Source organism: Citrobacter sp. wls706 (assembly GCF_005281305.1).
GTDB lineage: Bacteria > Pseudomonadota > Gammaproteobacteria > Enterobacterales > Enterobacteriaceae > Citrobacter > Citrobacter werkmanii.
Genome location: NZ_SZXG01000037.1, coordinates 221,440 through 237,926 on the forward strand (window position 1 = coordinate 221,440; position 16,487 = coordinate 237,926).

A 16,487-nucleotide genomic window follows, 5' to 3' on the forward strand; every position below is an offset into this window, starting at 1 on the left:
ATTTAATTATAAACAGGGCAAATCATGGCGAGACGTATTCTGGTCGTAGAAGATGAAGCTCCAATTCGTGAAATGGTCTGCTTCGTGCTCGAGCAAAACGGTTTTCAACCCGTAGAAGCCGAAGACTATGACAGTGCTGTGAACCAACTCAATGAACCCTGGCCGGCTCTCGTCCTGCTTGACTGGATGCTACCCGGCGGCTCGGGCCTACAGTTTATTAAACATCTCAAGCGCGAAGCGATGACGCGGGATATTCCCGTCATGATGCTGACGGCAAGGGGAGAAGAGGAAGATCGCGTCCGGGGTCTGGAAACGGGTGCGGATGATTATATTACTAAGCCGTTTTCTCCCAAGGAGCTGGTGGCGCGTATTAAAGCGGTTCTGCGTCGTATTTCCCCCATGGCGGTGGAAGAAGTTATTGAGATGCAGGGGCTGAGCCTTGACCCAACCTCGCATCGCGTGATGACCGGCGAGGATCCGTTGGATATGGGGCCGACAGAATTCAAACTGTTGCACTTCTTTATGACCCACCCTGAACGCGTCTATAGTCGTGAGCAATTACTCAATCATGTCTGGGGTACCAATGTGTACGTGGAAGACCGGACAGTGGATGTGCATATCCGCCGCTTGCGTAAAGCGCTGGAGCACAGTGGACACGATCGTATGGTGCAGACGGTTCGTGGGACGGGATATCGTTTTTCGACCCGCTTCTGACTGACATGAATATAGGCCTGATGGATTAGGCTGTTAATGGAGTAAGACGTTTGCTAGAACGATTGTCATGGAAAAGGCTGGTACTGGAGCTGATCCTCTGCTGCATTCCGGCGTTTATCCTTAGCGCTTTTTTTGGTTATCTGCCCTGGTTTTTGCTGGCGTCGGTAACCGGCCTGCTTGTCTGGCATTTCTGGAATTTATTACGCTTGTCCTGGTGGTTATGGGTCGACAGAAGCATGACCCCGCCGCCGGGGCGCGGAAGTTGGGAGCCGTTGCTGTACGGGCTGCATCAAATGCAGCTGCGCAACAAAAAGCGCCGCCGGGAACTGGGTAATCTGATTAAACGTTTTCGCAGTGGGGCGGAATCGCTACCCGATGCGGTGGTGTTGACGACTGAAGAGGGCGGCATTTTCTGGTGTAACGGCCTGGCCCAGCAGGTTCTGGGACTGCGCTGGCCGGACGATAGCGGGCAAAATATTCTTAACCTGCTGCGCTACCCGGAATTCACGCAATATCTGAAAACGCGTGATTTTAGTCGGCCAATCAATCTGGTGCTTAATACCGGGCGGCATCTGGAAATTCGCGTGATGCCCTATACCGATAAGCAATTGCTGATGGTCGCGCGCGATGTTACCCAGATGCACCAACTGGAAGGTTCGCGGCGTAACTTTTTTGCCAACGCCAGCCATGAGTTGCGTACGCCGCTGACGGTGCTACAAGGTTACCTGGAAATGATGCAGGAGCATCCACTGGAAGGAACGACGCGCGAAAAAGCGCTGCATACCATGCGTGAGCAAACGTACCGCATGGAAGGGCTGGTGAAGCAGTTGCTGACGCTGTCGAAAATAGAGGCCGCGCCAGCGCTGCTGCTCAATGAGAAGGTGGACGTGCCGATGATGCTGCGCGTGGTTGAACACGAGGCGCAAACGCTGAGTCAGAATAATCATACGTTTACTTTTGATATTGATAGCCGCCTGAGCGTGCGTGGAAATGAGGATCAACTGCGTAGCGCTATTTCGAATCTTGTGTATAACGCGGTGAATCATACCCCCGCGGGTACGCACATCACCGTGCGCTGGCAGCATATTGCCTCCGGGGCGGAATTTAGCGTCGAGGACAATGGGCCAGGTATTGCTGCGGAGCATATTCCTCGTTTGACCGAACGCTTCTATCGTGTGGACAAAGCGCGATCCCGACAAACGGGCGGGAGTGGACTGGGTCTGGCTATCGTGAAACATGCTCTGCAACATCACGATAGCCGCCTGAATATCGAAAGTATGCCGGGCAAAGGGACGCGATTTAGTTTCGTCATCCCGGAACGTTTAATGACCAAAAGTAACGATTAACCCGTATTCGTAAGATAATCTTTCCAAAAAAACAGCGCGAGTTAAATTCCGTTCCGTTAAGCATGTATGGAGAATGTTTTGCCCTGAATAAGTTTCCGTTCACCTTATGTGCATTGCTTCTCTGATATCGCTATACCCGTGAACGTGCAAGGGAGGCTCACCGCCGCCTCCCTTGCATCCCTGGCTCCCGGCGGGAAAATCGTCGCTTCGCGAGCTATTCGTCTTATGCCGTCTGCCTGTCGGGTCGGGGCCGAGCCTGCGTCCCTGCAGGCCATCCCCTCTGCCCGCATCCCTGCGGGCAGACCCGGTCAGCCGTCAACGCCTCATCGATTTTCAGCCGGACCGGGTCATCGCTTCAACGCTCTGACTTCCAGCAAAATCTTTTTTTTGTTCAAATATATTCAAATATATTCAAATAAAAGTGCAGGAGGTCAGGTGTGGGCAGGTGCGGCTGAAAATTGCCGACGTGTTTCCGTAAGGCCGGGAGAGCCAGCATGGATGCTGGCTCAGGGCGCGCTTTGCAGGGACGCTACCTCGCGCCCGGCCCGATAGCCTGAAGGAATAAGCGGAGGGTATTGCACAGCAACAATTTTCCCGCCGGCAGCCGGGATTGTAAAGGGCGTGGCGGAGAACGCCCTTTACACGTTCACAGGAACCGGTGTTTCAGAGAAAAGATGAACATAAGGTGAACGGAACCCTTGCTCTGAGAGTGCACAAGTTGATGCTTTCTGAAACTGAGGCGTTCACGGAGCTGCACTATGCGCGAGCTGATTTTTTTATGTGGTCAATAGTTACATCCTGAATTTTGCGACGTTTGATTGTTTTTTGTTCGAACTATTACCCATACCTTTTTCCATGAAATGGTGTTTTGTGCTAACCAGAATTTTCATATCGCTATATTGTTCTGGTTTTTGGATCCCACCTTGCTTTAAAACGTTATAAGCGTTTAAATTGCGCTCCAGATGCTGTCATACCGACTGCATTTACGCGGTAAATCGAAAAACTATTCTTCGCCGCGCCAGGTCGGGAGTGTTTCCCGCTGGAATTGAGCAAAAATGCCGCTGTATTGTCCCCCAGGGAAAGGCAAAAATTTATTGTTTTCAACACCACATCCACAGGCAGTAAGACTTTATGACCCATCAGTTAAAATCGCGCGATATTATCGCTTTGGGATTTATGACATTTGCACTGTTCGTTGGTGCAGGTAACATCATCTTCCCTCCAATGGTTGGTTTGCAGGCAGGCGAACACGTCTGGACTGCGGCTTTTGGCTTTTTGATTACCGCCGTTGGTTTGCCGGTACTTACCGTTGTCGCGCTGGCGAAAGTCGGTGGCGGTGTGGACAGCCTGAGTACGCCTATCGGTAAGGTTGCTGGGTTGCTGCTGGCTACCGTTTGCTATCTGGCGGTTGGTCCATTGTTCGCGACGCCGCGTACCGCAACGGTCTCTTTCGAAGTCGGGATTGCGCCGCTGACCGGTGATTCCGCGCTGCCGCTGTTCATCTACAGCGTGGTCTATTTTGCGATTGTTATTCTGGTGTCTCTGTATCCGGGCAAACTGCTGGATACCGTCGGCAACTTCCTTGCTCCGCTGAAAATTCTCGCGTTGGTAGTACTGTCTGTCGCCGCGATTGTCTGGCCGGCAGGCCCGATCAGCAATGCGATGGAAGCCTATCAAACCGCAGCATTTTCGAATGGTTTCGTAAATGGCTATCTGACCATGGATACGCTGGGCGCGATGGTATTTGGTATTGTTATTGTTAACGCCGCCCGCTCGCGTGGCGTTACCGAGTCGCGTCTGCTGACCCGTTACACCGTTTGGGCAGGTTTGATGGCGGGTGTGGGCTTAACGCTGCTGTACCTTGCGTTGTTCCGTCTGGGTTCCGATAGTGCGATTCTGGTCGATCAGTCAGCTAACGGCGCGGCGATTCTGCATGCGTATGTTCAGCACACCTTTGGCGGCGCAGGAAGCTTCCTGCTGGCGGCGCTGATTTTCATCGCCTGTCTGGTGACTGCGGTTGGCCTGACCTGTGCGTGCGCAGAGTTCTTTGCCCAGTACGTTCCTCTGTCTTATCGTACGCTGGTATTTATCCTCGGCGGCTTCTCGATGGTGGTCTCTAATCTGGGGCTGAGCCATCTGATTCAGATCTCTATTCCGGTGCTGACGGCTATCTATCCGCCATGTATCGCACTGGTTGTATTAAGTTTTACCCGCTCATGGTGGCATAATTCTTCCCGCGTCATTGCACCTGCGATGTTTATCAGCCTGATTTTTGGTATCCTTGATGGCATTAAAGCTTCTGCAATTGGCGACGTGTTACCGGCCTGGACCCAGCGTTTACCGCTGGCGGAACAAGGGCTGGCGTGGTTGATGCCAACAGTCGTGATGGTGATCCTGGCAATTATCTGGGATCGCGCCGCGGGTCGACAAGTGACCTCCAGCGCGCACTAATCACTGACAATAAGTTTTAACCACGGGGCTATTAATATGGCCCCGTGGTTTTTTTATTGTGTTAACAGGTTAGGAATCGATGGAAAGTAATAACAAGCTAAAGCGTGGGCTGAGCACCCGGCACATTCGCTTTATGGCATTAGGCTCGGCAATTGGCACCGGGCTGTTTTACGGCTCGGCCGACGCGATCAAAATGGCGGGGCCGAGCGTGTTGCTGGCCTATATTATCGGCGGCGCTGCTGCATATATCATCATGCGCGCGCTGGGCGAAATGTCTGTGCATAATCCCGCAGCCAGCTCTTTCTCGCGCTACGCGCAGGAAAACCTCGGGCCGTTGGCGGGTTACATTACCGGCTGGACCTACTGTTTTGAAATCCTGATTGTCGCCATTGCCGACGTTACTGCCTTCGGCATTTACATGGGGGTCTGGTTCCCTGCCGTTCCGCACTGGATTTGGGTCCTCAGCGTGGTGCTGATTATTTGCGCCATCAACCTGATGAGTGTGAAGGTGTTTGGCGAGCTGGAGTTCTGGTTCTCGTTCTTTAAAGTTGCCACCATTATCATCATGATTGTCGCCGGGTTCGGCATCATCATTTGGGGTATTGGCAACGGCGGACAACCTACCGGTATCCATAACCTGTGGAGCAACGGCGGTTTCTTCAGCAACGGCTGGCTCGGCATGGTGATGTCGCTACAAATGGTGATGTTCGCCTACGGTGGGATTGAGATTATCGGGATTACCGCAGGTGAAGCGAAAGACCCGGAAAAATCTATTCCGCGCGCTATCAATTCCGTACCGATGCGTATCCTCGTGTTTTACGTGGGGACGTTGTTTGTCATTATGTCTATCTACCCGTGGAACCAGGTTGGCACCGACGGGAGTCCGTTCGTCCTGACGTTCCAGCATATGGGCATTACCTTTGCCGCCGGGATCCTCAACTTTGTCGTATTGACCGCATCGCTGTCGGCTATCAACTCTGACGTCTTCGGCGTGGGGCGTATGCTGCACGGTATGGCAGAGCAGGGGAGCGCACCGAAAATGTTCGCTAAGACCTCGCGCCGTGGCGTGCCGTGGGTCACGGTGATGGTGATGACTATCGCGCTGCTGTTTGCGGTTTATCTTAACTACATCATGCCGGAAAACGTCTTCCTGGTGATCGCCTCACTGGCGACCTTCGCCACGGTATGGGTGTGGATTATGATCCTGCTGTCGCAGATTGCCTTCCGCCGTCGTCTGCCGCCGGAAGAGGTCAAGGCGCTGAAATTTAAAGTACCTGGGGGGGTGACAACGACCGTTGTTGGCCTGATTTTCCTCGTCTTTATCATCGCGCTTATCGGCTACCATCCGGATACCCGCATTTCACTGTACGTTGGTTTCGCGTGGATTGCCCTGCTGCTGGTGGGCTGGGTATTTAAACGCCGTCGCGAGCGTCAACTGGCTGAAGTACAGTAATTTTTTGCCGGGTAACGCATCGCGTCGCCCGGCAATTTTCTCCTCCCCCGAACTCCTCCCCCAATAAACGTTAAGATGATGAGTGATCCTGCTCTTTGCTATGGCAAGGTGGCTTCATTTTCATCAAAGGGGATACGTGATGTTGAACGCCTGGCACCTTCCGGTTGCCCCATTTGTTAAGCAAAACAAAGATCAACTGTCGATTACATTATGGCTGGCGGGGGAAAATCCACCTCAGCGGGTGACGCTACGTGCAGAAAACGATAACGAAGAAATTTCGCTGGGTATGCACAAGCTGCGCAGCCAGCCGCAGCCGGGCGTAACCGCGTGGCGGGCGGCGATCGATCTTGCCAGCGGCCAACCTCGTCGGCGCTATAGTTTTAAATTATTGTGGCCCGATCGTCAGCTGTGGTTTACCCCGCAGGGATTCAGTCGTTTTCCACCTGCGCGTCTGGAGCAGTTTGCTGTTGATGTGCCGGATAACGGTCCGCAGTGGGTAGCTGACCAGATTTTCTATCAGATTTTCCCGGACCGCTTTGCCCGCAGCCAGTCGAGTGAGTCGGCTCAAAACGTCTATTATCACCACGCAGCCGGGCATGACATCGTGCGTCGCGAGTGGGATGAACCACTGACCGCTCAGGCCGGAGGATCGACATTTTATGGCGGCGATTTGGACGGCATCAGCGAAAAGCTGCCGTATCTGAAAACGTTAGGGGTTACGGCGCTGTATCTGAACCCGGTGTTTACCGCGCCGAGCGTGCATAAATACGATACCGAAGATTACCGTCATGTTGATCCACAGTTTGGCGGCGACAACGCGCTGCTGCGCTTGCGCCACAACACGCAACAGCAGGGCATGCGTCTGATTCTGGACGGTGTCTTTAACCATAGCGGCGATTCACACCCCTGGTTTGATCGGCATAACCGTGGGACGGATGGAGCGTGTTACAACCCGCACTCCCCCTGGCGTGACTGGTATCATTTCTCTGCCGACGGTGTGGCGCTGGACTGGCTGGGCTATGCCAGCCTACCCAAGCTGGATTTTTGTTCGCAAAGCCTGATCAATGAAATTTATCGCGGGGAAGACAGTATCGTTCGTCACTGGCTGAAAGCGCCGTGGAGTATGGACGGCTGGCGTCTTGATGTCGTGCATATGCTGGGAGAGGGCGGCGGGGCGCGCAACAACCTGCACCATGTGGCGGGGATTACGCAGGCGGCAAAAGAAACCCAGCCTGAAGCGTATGTTGTGGGTGAACATTTTGGTGATGCGCGTCAGTGGTTGCAGGCGGATGCGGAAGATGCCGCCATGAACTATCGCGGTTTTACTTTCCCCATCTGGGGATTTCTGGCCAATACTGATATCTCGTACGACCCGCAATCTATTGATGCCCAAACCTGTATGGCGTGGATGGATAACTACCGCGCGGGTCTGTCGCATCAGCAGCAACTGCGGATGTTCAATCAACTCGACAGCCACGATACCGCCCGTTTTAAATCGTTGCTTGGCAAAGACGTGGCGCGTTTACCGCTGGCGGTGGTGTGGCTGTTTACCTGGCCTGGCGTGCCGTGTATTTATTATGGTGATGAGGTGGGGCTGGACGGCAATAACGATCCGTTCTGTCGTAAGCCGTTCCCGTGGCAAGCTGAAAAACAGGACACTACCTTGCTGGCGCTGTATCAGCGGCTGGCTAAATTACGCCATCAAAGCCAGGCGTTACGCCATGGCGGTTGTCAGGTGATTTACGCCGAGGATAACGTGGTGGTGTTTGTGCGGGTACTCAACCGCCAGCGCGTGCTGGTGGCGATTAACCGTGGCCACGCCTGCGAAGTGGTCCTGCCAGTCTCGCCACTACTGCGTGTCGCTCAATGGCAGCACCAGGAGGGTAACGGCCTGCTCGCTGACGATATCCTGACGCTGCCGGCTATCTCCGCCTCGGTGTGGATGGGTCATTGATACAAGCGTGCAATCTCCGGGCTTGCCAGCAGCGTTTCTCGCCACCAGCGCTGCGCCAGCCCGTCGCGGCTGTTGCGCCATGCCATATAGGCCACATCTTTTTGGCGAAATGAGATGACCCTTTTTTCCACAAGTTCGCCTGTGGCAAGCCACGGGCTGGCAATGTGGCGGGGGAGAAACCCGCAGCCCATGCCAGCTCGCAATAACATCACTTTACTGTGGAAGTCATCGACGCGAATCTGCGCCTGCTCCTCCATCAGGTTGGTTTGTAGCGGATGGCAAAAGCGGGCGCTGTCGCTGATAACAATGGCCCGATGCAGGCACAGCTGTTCGTTTGTCAGGCCGTCCGGCGCGGCGGCCAGCGGATGTTCGGGTGCCACGACAAATACATTATCCAGCGTGCCGAGCATTTTGTAGGACCAGGCGGCTGACGTTGGCGGTTCATTAATCGCCCCCAGAATGATGTCTGCGCCATTATGGGTCAGCTCCTCCCAGGAGCCCGCCAGCGTATGGTGGGTAAAACTCAGACGGGTTTGCTTATTCAGCGCGTGAAATTCATCAATAATGGGCAGCAGCGCGGCGAAAGGAAAAGAGTCGTCCAGCGCAATCGCCAGCTCTTTTTCCCAGCCTGAACTCAGCTGTACCGCCTGCTTTTCGAGATCTTTGGCCGCACTCAGCAGCAAACGTCCCTTTTCCAGCATCATCAGCCCGGTGTCGGTAAATTTCGCCCGGTGCCCGGAGCGGTCAAGCAGCTCGATATTCAAATCGCTTTCCAGCTTTTGAATCATATAGCTGAGTGCCGCAGGGGTTTTAAACAGCGATTCGGCTGCTGCGGCAAATGAACCCTGTTTGTCGAGTGCGTCGAGGATGAGCAAAACATCCAGATTGATGCGCATAAGCAGAAAATATCCTGAAAAATAAACTACTCTGTTGTACCTAATGAAGAAAAACAATGCCAGTGAATAAATTAGATGAGTCATGCGCATTTTTTTGATGTTGTTTAGGATATATCGCAACACAGAATTAATAGTTTCACAGGATGGTTAGTTTTCTTTAATAACTCGTTAGAAATTTCCCGCTATACTCAACAAGCTTTCTGATTCAGGATCCTGCTGCTGACGGCAGATACAGACCGTTGCCTTTTAACTCATTGATTAAGAAGGTGTATTATGTCTATTCGGGAACTGATTGATCCTCAAAACTCTACGCTGATTTTTATTGATCATCAGCCGCAAATGTCATTTGGTGTGGCAAATATTGATCGCCAGACTTTGAAAAATAATACCGTGGCATTAGCGAAAGCCGGCAAGATATTTAATGTTCCGGTGATATATACCTCTGTGGAAACAAAAAGTTTTAGCGGCTATATCTGGCCGGAATTGTTAGCGGTTCACCCTGATGTGAAACCTATTGAACGCACTTCTATGAACTCCTGGGAAGATGCGGCGTTTGTGAAAGCCGTGGAAGCGGCCGGACGCAAGAAATTGATTATCTCCGCGCTGTGGACCGAAGTCTGCCTGACTTTCCCGGCGTTGATGGCACTGGAAGCGGGTTATGAAGTGTATGTGGTGACCGATACTTCCGGCGGCACGTCTGTGGATGCCCACGAGCGTTCCATCGACCGGATGGTGCAGGCGGGCGCAGTCCCCGTAACCTGGCAACAGGTTCTTCTTGAGTACCAGCGCGACTGGTCCCGCAAAGAAACCTACGACGCCGTAATGGATTTGGTACGCGAGCATAGCGGCGCCTACGGTATGGGCGTGGATTACGCCTATACCATGGTGCACGGCGCGCCGGAACGTAAAGCCTGAATACACGGCATCCTTCATGCTGCCTGAATGCATCGTTATAGATCTCGTGTATTGATATTGATGGCGGGCTATCCCGCCATTCTCCTTCAACAAGGAATCCTTCATGGCGCAGAACAAACATGTGACGTTGGTGATTACCCATACCCTGCAGCCTGAGCAGGCGCAGCGGTATGAGCAATGGCTGGGGAAAATCATGCCGGTGGCGGCCGAGTTTCCCGGTCATCTCGGAGCGAATGTGATTCGTCCTACGGATGGCGAGAATCTGTGGAACATTATTATCCGCTTCGACACGCTGGAGCATCTGTACAACTGGACCCAGTCCGATACGCGCCGTGTGCTGGTGGAAGAGATAGCTCCGCTGCTGGCGGAAGGTGATAAAACCGAAATTCGTACCGAAGCGGCGTTTTGGTTTACGCCGCCCGCGCCCCATGTACGGCAACCCAGACGCTGGAAACAGTTCCTGATCACTCTGCTGGTGATTTTTCCCAGCACTAACCTGGTGCCGTGGTTGACCGGCATTGTGCTGCCTGCAATGAAGGGCTCGTTACTCCTGCATCTTATCAATGATGCGTGTGTGGTTGCGCTGGTGGTCTGGTTCTGGATGCCCATCGTAACCCGTCTGTTTGCCGGATGGCTGAAAAAAGCCTGACCGGTTTTTCAGGAGATTGTTATGTCGCAAACTGCCACACTGATTCTCACTCACGGAAAAATTCATACTCTCGACAAACAAAGCCCACAGGTCGAGGCGGTAGCGATCGCCAACGGGAAGATCCTGGCGACCGGTAACCACGATCGGATCATGAGCCTGGCCGCCGAAGGGACGCAGATTGTCGATCTGCAAGGACATACGGTGATCCCGGGTCTGAACGATTCGCACCTGCACCTGATTCGCGGTGGTCTGAATTACAACCTGGAACTGCGTTGGGAAGGTGTACCGTCGCTGGCGGACGCGCTACGCATGCTCAAAGAGCAGGCTGACAGAACACCGTCGCCGCAATGGGTGCGCGTGGTGGGGGGCTGGAGCGAATTCCAGTTTGCCGAACGGCGCATGCCAACTCTGGAAGAACTGAATGAAGCCGCGCCAGATACGCCGGTATTTGTTCTGCATCTGTACGACAGAGCGTTGCTGAATCGCGCCGCATTGAAAGCCGTCGGCTACACCAAAGCGACGCCGGATCCGGCAGGTGGTGAGATTGTGCGTGATAGCAACGGCAACCCGACTGGAATGCTGATCGCCAAACCCAACGCTATGATCCTTTATTCGACGCTGGCGAAAGGGCCAAAGCTGCCGCTGGAAATGCAGGTCAATTCGACCCGCCAGTTTATGCGCGAGCTGAACCGCCTGGGACTGACCAGCGCCATCGATGCGGGTGGCGGCTTCCAGAACTACCCGGAAGATTATGAGATCATTGAGCAGTTGCACGCCAACAAGCAGATGACGGTGCGCATAGCCTACAACCTGTTTACCCAGCGTCCGAAGCAGGAGCTGGAGGACTTTGAACGCTGGACCGATATGCTCAAGCCTGGACAGGGCACCGACTTCTACCGTGCTAATGGGGCTGGGGAAATGCTGGTCTTCTCGGCCGCTGATTTTGAAGACTTCCTGCAACCACGCCCGGATCTGCCGGAAGGTATGGAAGATGAGCTGGAGCGCGTGGTTCGCCACCTGGTGGAGCACCGCTGGCCGTTCCGTCTGCATGCCACCTATGATGAATCCATTAGCCGCATGCTGGATGTGTTCGAGAAGGTGAATCGCGATATCCCGTTCAATGGTCTGCACTGGTTCTTCGATCACGCCGAAACGATTACCGAACGCAATATCGAGCGCGTAAAAGCGCTGGGCGGCGGGATAGCGGTTCAGCACCGTATGGCGTTCCAGGGCGAATATTTTGTCGATCGCTATGGCAAAGACGCGGTCAAACATACGCCGCCGGTGGCGAAAATGCTGGCGGCTGATGTTCCGGTAGGGCTGGGGACTGACGCCACCCGCGTGGCCAGCTACAACCCGTGGACCGCGCTGTACTGGCTGGTTTCTGGCCGTACCGTTGGTGGTATGGCGATGTATGATGATAACAATCGCCTGCCGCGCGATGTGGCGCTGGAACTGTGGACGGCCGGTAGCGCCTGGTTCTCCAGCGAACAGGGTAAGAAAGGGCGTATCGAGAAAGATCAACTGGCCGACCTGGTGGTGCTGTCTAAAGATTACTTCAGCGTGCCGGAAGAAGAGATCAAAGGCATTGAGTCGGTGATGACTATTGTCGATGGTAAAGTCGTGTACGCAGCCGGGCATTTCACTCCGCTGGCACCGCCTGCCATTCCGGTTGTGCCCGACTGGTCGCCGGTGGTGAAGGTGCCGGGACACTATCGCTCAGCGCCGCCTGCTGCGGCGAAAATTGGCGCAATGGTACAGATGCACCAGTGCTGCGGCAGCTGCGGTGTACACGGTCATCAGCATGATATCGCGCGTAAGTCGGGGATTCCGGTGTCAGATGATCGGGCTTTCTGGGGCGCGCTGGGGTGTTCCTGCTTCGCGTTTTAATCCCTCCTCACAGCCCTTGGCCAAACGCAGGGGCTGATTGTATTTTCTGAAAAGCGGGTCATAGTGTTAACAGATATGGCACAGCTGCAACAATTTGTGTCATTCTGTTCTGTCTTTACACAGTGAAGGTGGAAACATGGATGAGCTGCTAACCCTTGGCTGCATTGTTTTATTCTTTGCGTTGGTAGTGGTTCCTGGTCTCGCTATCGTGGCATACAGACGCAGTGCGGCGGTACGTTCTGAGCTGGCGGCCTTGCGCCGTCGGGTAGAGGAACTTGAGCTGCGCGGTGTGGCGCCGGAGTCTGTGGTACAGGCCATCGCCGATGCGCCAACGGCTGCAACAAAGAGTCTTCCTGTCGATGCGAAAACGGCTGCGATTAGCAGCGTGGCGCCGGAACCAGACACTGAACCGACCCTTGAACACGTTAGCCCGTGGTCTTCACAGCAGACGCCGGATAAAGCGGTAATTTCCACGCCCAGCGTCGAGCGACCTTCTGCTTTTGGCGGGGTGATATCATCGCTGGTGCGCTGGTTTATGCAGGGCAACCCGTTGGCAAAGCTCGGCATATTGCTCCTGTTCCTGGGGCTTTCTTTCCTGCTGCGTTACACCGTCGAACATTCTCTGTTCCCGCTTGAGCTGCGCCTGGTGGCGACCGCGTTGTTTGCTATTGTCCTGTTAGCGCTGGGCTGGCGGTTGCGGCGTAAGCAACCGGTCTATGCGCTGATCCTTCAGGGCGGGGCTACGGGAGCACTCTATCTCACCGTCTTTGGCGCGTTCCGGCTGTGGCAAATGCTGCCAATGACGCTGGCATTTGCGCTGCTGGTGGCGATTTGCGCGGCGAGCGTGGGTCTGGCTATTTTGCAAAAGGCACTCAGCCTGGCGATGCTGGCCAGCCTTGGCGGCTATCTCGCGCCGCTGCTGCTTTCCTCCGGCGGCGGCAGTCATGTCGCGCTCTTCTCTTTCTATCTTCTGCTCTCGGTCGGTATTCTCGCTATCAGCATCTGGCAGCACTGGCGGGAGCTGAATCTGCTCGGCCTGTTGTTTACCTTTGGCGTTGGCGGTTTGTGGGGGCTGGAGGACTATCGACCTGAGTATTACCTGAGCTGCCAACTGTTCCTGATCGCCAACACCCTTATTTTTGGTGTGCTGAGCGTGGCGCTGTCGCTTCGGGCGCAGGAAAAAGGCAAACAGATTATTGATGGCGTGCTGCTGTTTGCCCCTCCGCTGGTAGGTTTTGGCATGCAGTATGCCATTACCCGGCATATGGCATATGGTCCGGCGCTCAGCGCGCTGGGCTACGGTGGTTTCTATCTGGTGTTGGCGACGCTTGCGTTGCGGCGCTCATCTTCTCTGGGAAGACCGCTGGTATTGTCCGCCCTGGCGCTTGGCGGCGCATTTACCACCCTGGCTATCCCGCTGGCGCTTTCAGCCCGTTGGACGACGATGGCCTGGTCGCTGGAGGGACTTGGGATCCTCTGGCTGGGTATCCAACAGCAGCAACGACGCATGAGTTATAGCGGTACGGCGCTGCTCGTGTTGGCCGTGGGCAGCGCGCTATGGGCGCTGGCGAACGGCATAACTGCGCTCTCAGTGATGCTGATATTTGCCGTGCTTAGCCTCAGTTGGCTGGCTGCCGCATGGCTATGGCGCAACATTCGGATACAGGGCAGTTGGGGACTTCTCGCGGGTGGTTTGCTTTTCTGGATTATTGCACTTGTTGCGGCATCGCAACTCATCCTGAAACAGGATCGGTGGGTGCTGTCTGGCGTGTTGGCATTAATGGCGGTATCGGTCTGGGGCTGGCGAACGATTGCTGGTCGCCTGGCATGGCGGGAGCTGGATGCCAGTAAATGGCTGTTGTGGCCGACGATGCTGGTGATGCTGATGTATCAGATCTCTTTGCAGCAGATTTTTGCCGCGGGCTGGCCGAATCTGGCCTGGTGTGCGGCGCTAATTGTTGCAGTGGCGCTGCTCTGGCGTGACGCACCGATATTACCGCCAACGCTTTCCCGGCTGGCACATTTGTCGTTCTTCTGGATGATTGTACTGGCGCTGGCGGTTGAGCTGTTCTGGTTCGCCCAGGCGCTACCGTGGGGGCGAGACGCGTGGGGAAGCGGCCTGATGATGGCGGCTGGCGGATTGCTGATTTTCCTGGTTTATCAAGCTGTTCAGCGCAGGCTCTGGCCATTTCGTATCTGGCCGGCTTTATATTCTGTTCAGGCGATGGTTCCTGTTGCGTTGGTACTGGTCGGTCTGCTCGTGCTGACGAATTTACAGGATGGCGTGGTTTATCGTCAGACATATCTGCCGTTGCTCAACCCGCTGGAAGAGGGCGCAGCTTTTGCCCTGCTAGGGTTGGTTGTGTTTTATCGCGTGTCTGAACGCTATTTCCCGGTGCAGCTTTCGGTGTGCCGCCCATGGCCGGTTGTGGCGCTGATGGCGCTCGGTTTTTGGTGGCTTAATGGCCTGCTACTGCGCGCATTGTCCTGGTATGGCGACGTTGCGTGGAATGTACACGCCCTGTGGGATTCGCGGCTGATTCAAACCTGTTTTGCTCTGTTCTGGATGCTGGCGGCATTGGTGGTGATGCTGCAGGCAACCCGGCGTCGCTCGCGGCAGAGATGGTTGTGTGGCGCCGTTTTGCTGGGGATAGTCATAATTAAACTGATGTTGGTGGATAGTGCGGGAGACGGTGGCCTGGCGCGCGCGGTCGCGTTTATCGGCGTCGCCATTCTGGTGCTGATTATCGGGTATTTTTCACCTTTACCGCCCAAAGCTGGAGAAGAAAAATGAAATGGATTAAAGCGGTTCTCTGGAGTGCTCTGTTAGGAGCAACCAGCGCGGCGTGGGGCAGTAATACGGCTACGGATGCGCCAGCAGACTACGCGAAGGGCGTGAAGCTCTTAACGCCGGGTTCAGAGCAATGGTATAGCCTCCCTCTGCCATTAGAAGTATATCACGAGGCGGTCTGGCCGGACTTACGTGATATCAGAGTGTTCAACCGCCAGGGCGATGTGGTGCCTTTCACTCTACTGGCAGAAAAAGCGCAGGCAACGACCCCGAGAACGATTCCTCTGCGCCTTTTTCCGTTTGATTCTACGGTGCAACAGGTGACGCCAAAGCAAGATGATGAAAGACCAGCGGTCCTGCTTCGTGCTAAAAATGGCATTGAAATTCGCTTCGAAAGTGAAAACCTGCAATCCATCGGGCAGAGTTATTTAATTGCCTTGCCAGACGATGTCAAAGAGACGCCATTGCTGTCCCAGTTGCGTTTGAACTGGGATGCGCCTGCGAAAAACTGGCAGGGAACGGCATCGCTCTATTACAGCCGTGATTTGCGTGACTGGAGGTTGATGACAGGAAATGCGCCGCTGATGGATCTGACGCATAGCGACGACCGGTTGAAAATGGACACCTTAGGCGTCGATGATTTGCGCATGTCTGCTGATGGCGTCCCCTGGCTGTTGCTGATTCTTGATTCGCAAAGTCCTGCGTTAAATCTGACCGGCGTGAGTGCGATAACCCGTGAGGAGCCTCTGCTTACCCGGCCTGTTTCGATGGATGCTGAAGCGGAGAAAATTGCCCAAAACCAGGCGATTTGGCGCTGGTCCAGGCCGCAACCGTTGACCTCATTAAAGATTTCACTGGATAACGAAGGCGTATTGCCGGTTGAACTTGAATGGCGCAAAGCAGAAAAAGACGCCTGGCAGCCTTTAACCCGAACGGTTCTCTACAATCTGGAAAATCAGTATTCGGATAATATTCCGCTCTCCGGTGAGTTAGTTGAGGCGGTCCGGATGACGACGCTTCAGGCGCGTTTGCCTGACACCTTACCCGTACTGAGAGGGGAGCGCGACAGCTATAAAGTGATTTTTAACGCACAAGGCCAAAGCCCGTTTATCCTGGCATGGGGGAACAAAGCGGCGGAACCCGCGAGCGTCAGTCTGGCGATGCTGATCCCAGAGGCGTTACGTAAGCACAACGATCCTGACAAAATGCCTCAGGCTTTGGAGGATGAACCAGTTACTCTGGGCGGTGAGGGGCGGCTGACGGCAACTTCAGTAGCTGAGCAACAAAGCCAGTGGAAAACGCTGTTGGTGTGGGGGGCGTTAATCCTTGGCGTCGCCGTCCTGGCGCTGATGGCGTGGCGAATCTGGCGTGAAGTGAAAAAGGGTAATCAGATATAAACCAATAAAAAAGGCCCCCATTGCGGGCCTT

At 54.6% G+C, this 16,487-nt stretch carries 11 protein-coding genes; 10 read left to right on the top strand and 1 reads right to left on the bottom strand.

Translation table 11 applies throughout. The annotated features are described in order from the left end of the window. The first annotated feature begins 24 nt into the window (after positions 1 to 24). The 5 genes from phoB to malZ all read left to right on the top strand — a co-directional run bounded on the left by phoB (position 25) and on the right by malZ (position 7,918). Positions 25 to 714, top strand: coding sequence for a phosphate response regulator transcription factor PhoB (gene phoB / locus FDW92_RS17615; RefSeq protein WP_042310178.1), 690 nt, complete (start codon positions 25 to 27; stop codon positions 712 to 714). Positions 715 to 764: 50 nt separating this feature from the next. Continuing rightward, positions 765 to 2,060 carry a phosphate regulon sensor histidine kinase PhoR gene (gene phoR, locus FDW92_RS17620; protein ID WP_042310177.1) on the top strand — a complete coding sequence of 432 codons (1,296 nt, stop codon included), beginning with the start codon at positions 765 to 767 and terminating at the stop codon, positions 2,058 to 2,060. A 1,131-nt stretch (positions 2,061 to 3,191) separates the two neighbouring features. Continuing rightward, the gene (brnQ, locus tag FDW92_RS17640; RefSeq protein ID WP_038638153.1) at positions 3,192 to 4,511 is read left to right on the top strand and encodes a branched-chain amino acid transporter carrier protein BrnQ; all 1,320 of its coding nucleotides are present in this window, start codon (positions 3,192 to 3,194) and stop codon (positions 4,509 to 4,511) included. A 79-nt stretch (positions 4,512 to 4,590) separates the two neighbouring features. Further along, positions 4,591 to 5,964 (top strand): proline-specific permease ProY, encoded by a 1,374-nt coding sequence (proY, locus tag FDW92_RS17645; protein ID WP_042310145.1) that lies wholly within the window; start codon positions 4,591 to 4,593, stop codon positions 5,962 to 5,964. Positions 5,965 to 6,103: 139 nt separating this feature from the next. Continuing rightward, entirely contained in the window at positions 6,104 to 7,918 is a 1,815-nt protein-coding gene (gene malZ, locus FDW92_RS17650; RefSeq protein ID WP_042310143.1) for a maltodextrin glucosidase, read from the top strand. Here the strand turns inward: malZ and FDW92_RS17655 are convergent. Next, a complete protein-coding gene (locus FDW92_RS17655) occupies positions 7,912 to 8,814 on the bottom strand; it encodes a LysR family transcriptional regulator (protein WP_042310140.1) in 903 nt (300 codons plus the stop codon). The two genes, malZ and FDW92_RS17655, sit on opposite strands and share 7 nt — an antisense overlap. A gap of 273 nt (positions 8,815 to 9,087) precedes the next feature. Between FDW92_RS17655 and FDW92_RS17660 the strand changes: the two genes are divergently transcribed. The 5 genes from FDW92_RS17660 (at position 9,088) to FDW92_RS17680 (ending at position 16,456) form a co-directional block, all read left to right on the top strand. After that, positions 9,088 to 9,729, top strand: coding sequence for a hydrolase (locus tag FDW92_RS17660; RefSeq protein ID WP_042310138.1), 642 nt, complete (start codon positions 9,088 to 9,090; stop codon positions 9,727 to 9,729). Positions 9,730 to 9,832: 103 nt separating this feature from the next. Next, complete coding sequence (locus tag FDW92_RS17665) at positions 9,833 to 10,378, top strand: antibiotic biosynthesis monooxygenase (protein ID WP_042310136.1); 546 nt, start codon at positions 9,833 to 9,835, stop codon at positions 10,376 to 10,378. A 21-nt stretch (positions 10,379 to 10,399) separates the two neighbouring features. After that, positions 10,400 to 12,268 carry an amidohydrolase gene (locus FDW92_RS17670; protein ID WP_042310134.1) on the top strand — a complete coding sequence of 623 codons (1,869 nt, stop codon included), beginning with the start codon at positions 10,400 to 10,402 and terminating at the stop codon, positions 12,266 to 12,268. 136 nt (positions 12,269 to 12,404) lie between these two features. After that, positions 12,405 to 15,062, top strand: coding sequence for a DUF2339 domain-containing protein (locus FDW92_RS17675; protein ID WP_137400668.1), 2,658 nt, complete (start codon positions 12,405 to 12,407; stop codon positions 15,060 to 15,062). Continuing rightward, entirely contained in the window at positions 15,059 to 16,456 is a 1,398-nt protein-coding gene (locus tag FDW92_RS17680; protein WP_042310130.1) for a DUF3999 domain-containing protein, read from the top strand. The genes FDW92_RS17675 and FDW92_RS17680 overlap by 4 nt, the downstream gene beginning before the upstream one ends. The last annotated feature ends 31 nt before the right edge of the window (positions 16,457 to 16,487 follow it).

Bases quoted from the DNA above. Each gene is read 5' to 3' on its own strand.
- FDW92_RS17665 (WP_042310136.1), top strand. From the start codon at position 9,833: ATGGCGCAGAACAAACATGTGACGTTGGTGATTACCCATACCCTGCAG.
- FDW92_RS17660 (WP_042310138.1), top strand. From the start codon at position 9,088: ATGTCTATTCGGGAACTGATTGATCCTCAAAACTCTACGCTGATTTTT.
- phoB (WP_042310178.1), top strand. From the start codon at position 25: ATGGCGAGACGTATTCTGGTCGTAGAAGATGAAGCTCCAATTCGTGAA.
- FDW92_RS17655 (WP_042310140.1), bottom strand. From the start codon at position 8,814: ATGCGCATCAATCTGGATGTTTTGCTCATCCTCGACGCACTCGACAAA.
- FDW92_RS17670 (WP_042310134.1), top strand. From the start codon at position 10,400: ATGTCGCAAACTGCCACACTGATTCTCACTCACGGAAAAATTCATACT.
- malZ (WP_042310143.1), top strand. From the start codon at position 6,104: ATGTTGAACGCCTGGCACCTTCCGGTTGCCCCATTTGTTAAGCAAAAC.
- FDW92_RS17675 (WP_137400668.1), top strand. From the start codon at position 12,405: ATGGATGAGCTGCTAACCCTTGGCTGCATTGTTTTATTCTTTGCGTTG.
- proY (WP_042310145.1), top strand. From the start codon at position 4,591: ATGGAAAGTAATAACAAGCTAAAGCGTGGGCTGAGCACCCGGCACATT.
- FDW92_RS17680 (WP_042310130.1), top strand. From the start codon at position 15,059: ATGAAATGGATTAAAGCGGTTCTCTGGAGTGCTCTGTTAGGAGCAACC.
- brnQ (WP_038638153.1), top strand. From the start codon at position 3,192: ATGACCCATCAGTTAAAATCGCGCGATATTATCGCTTTGGGATTTATG.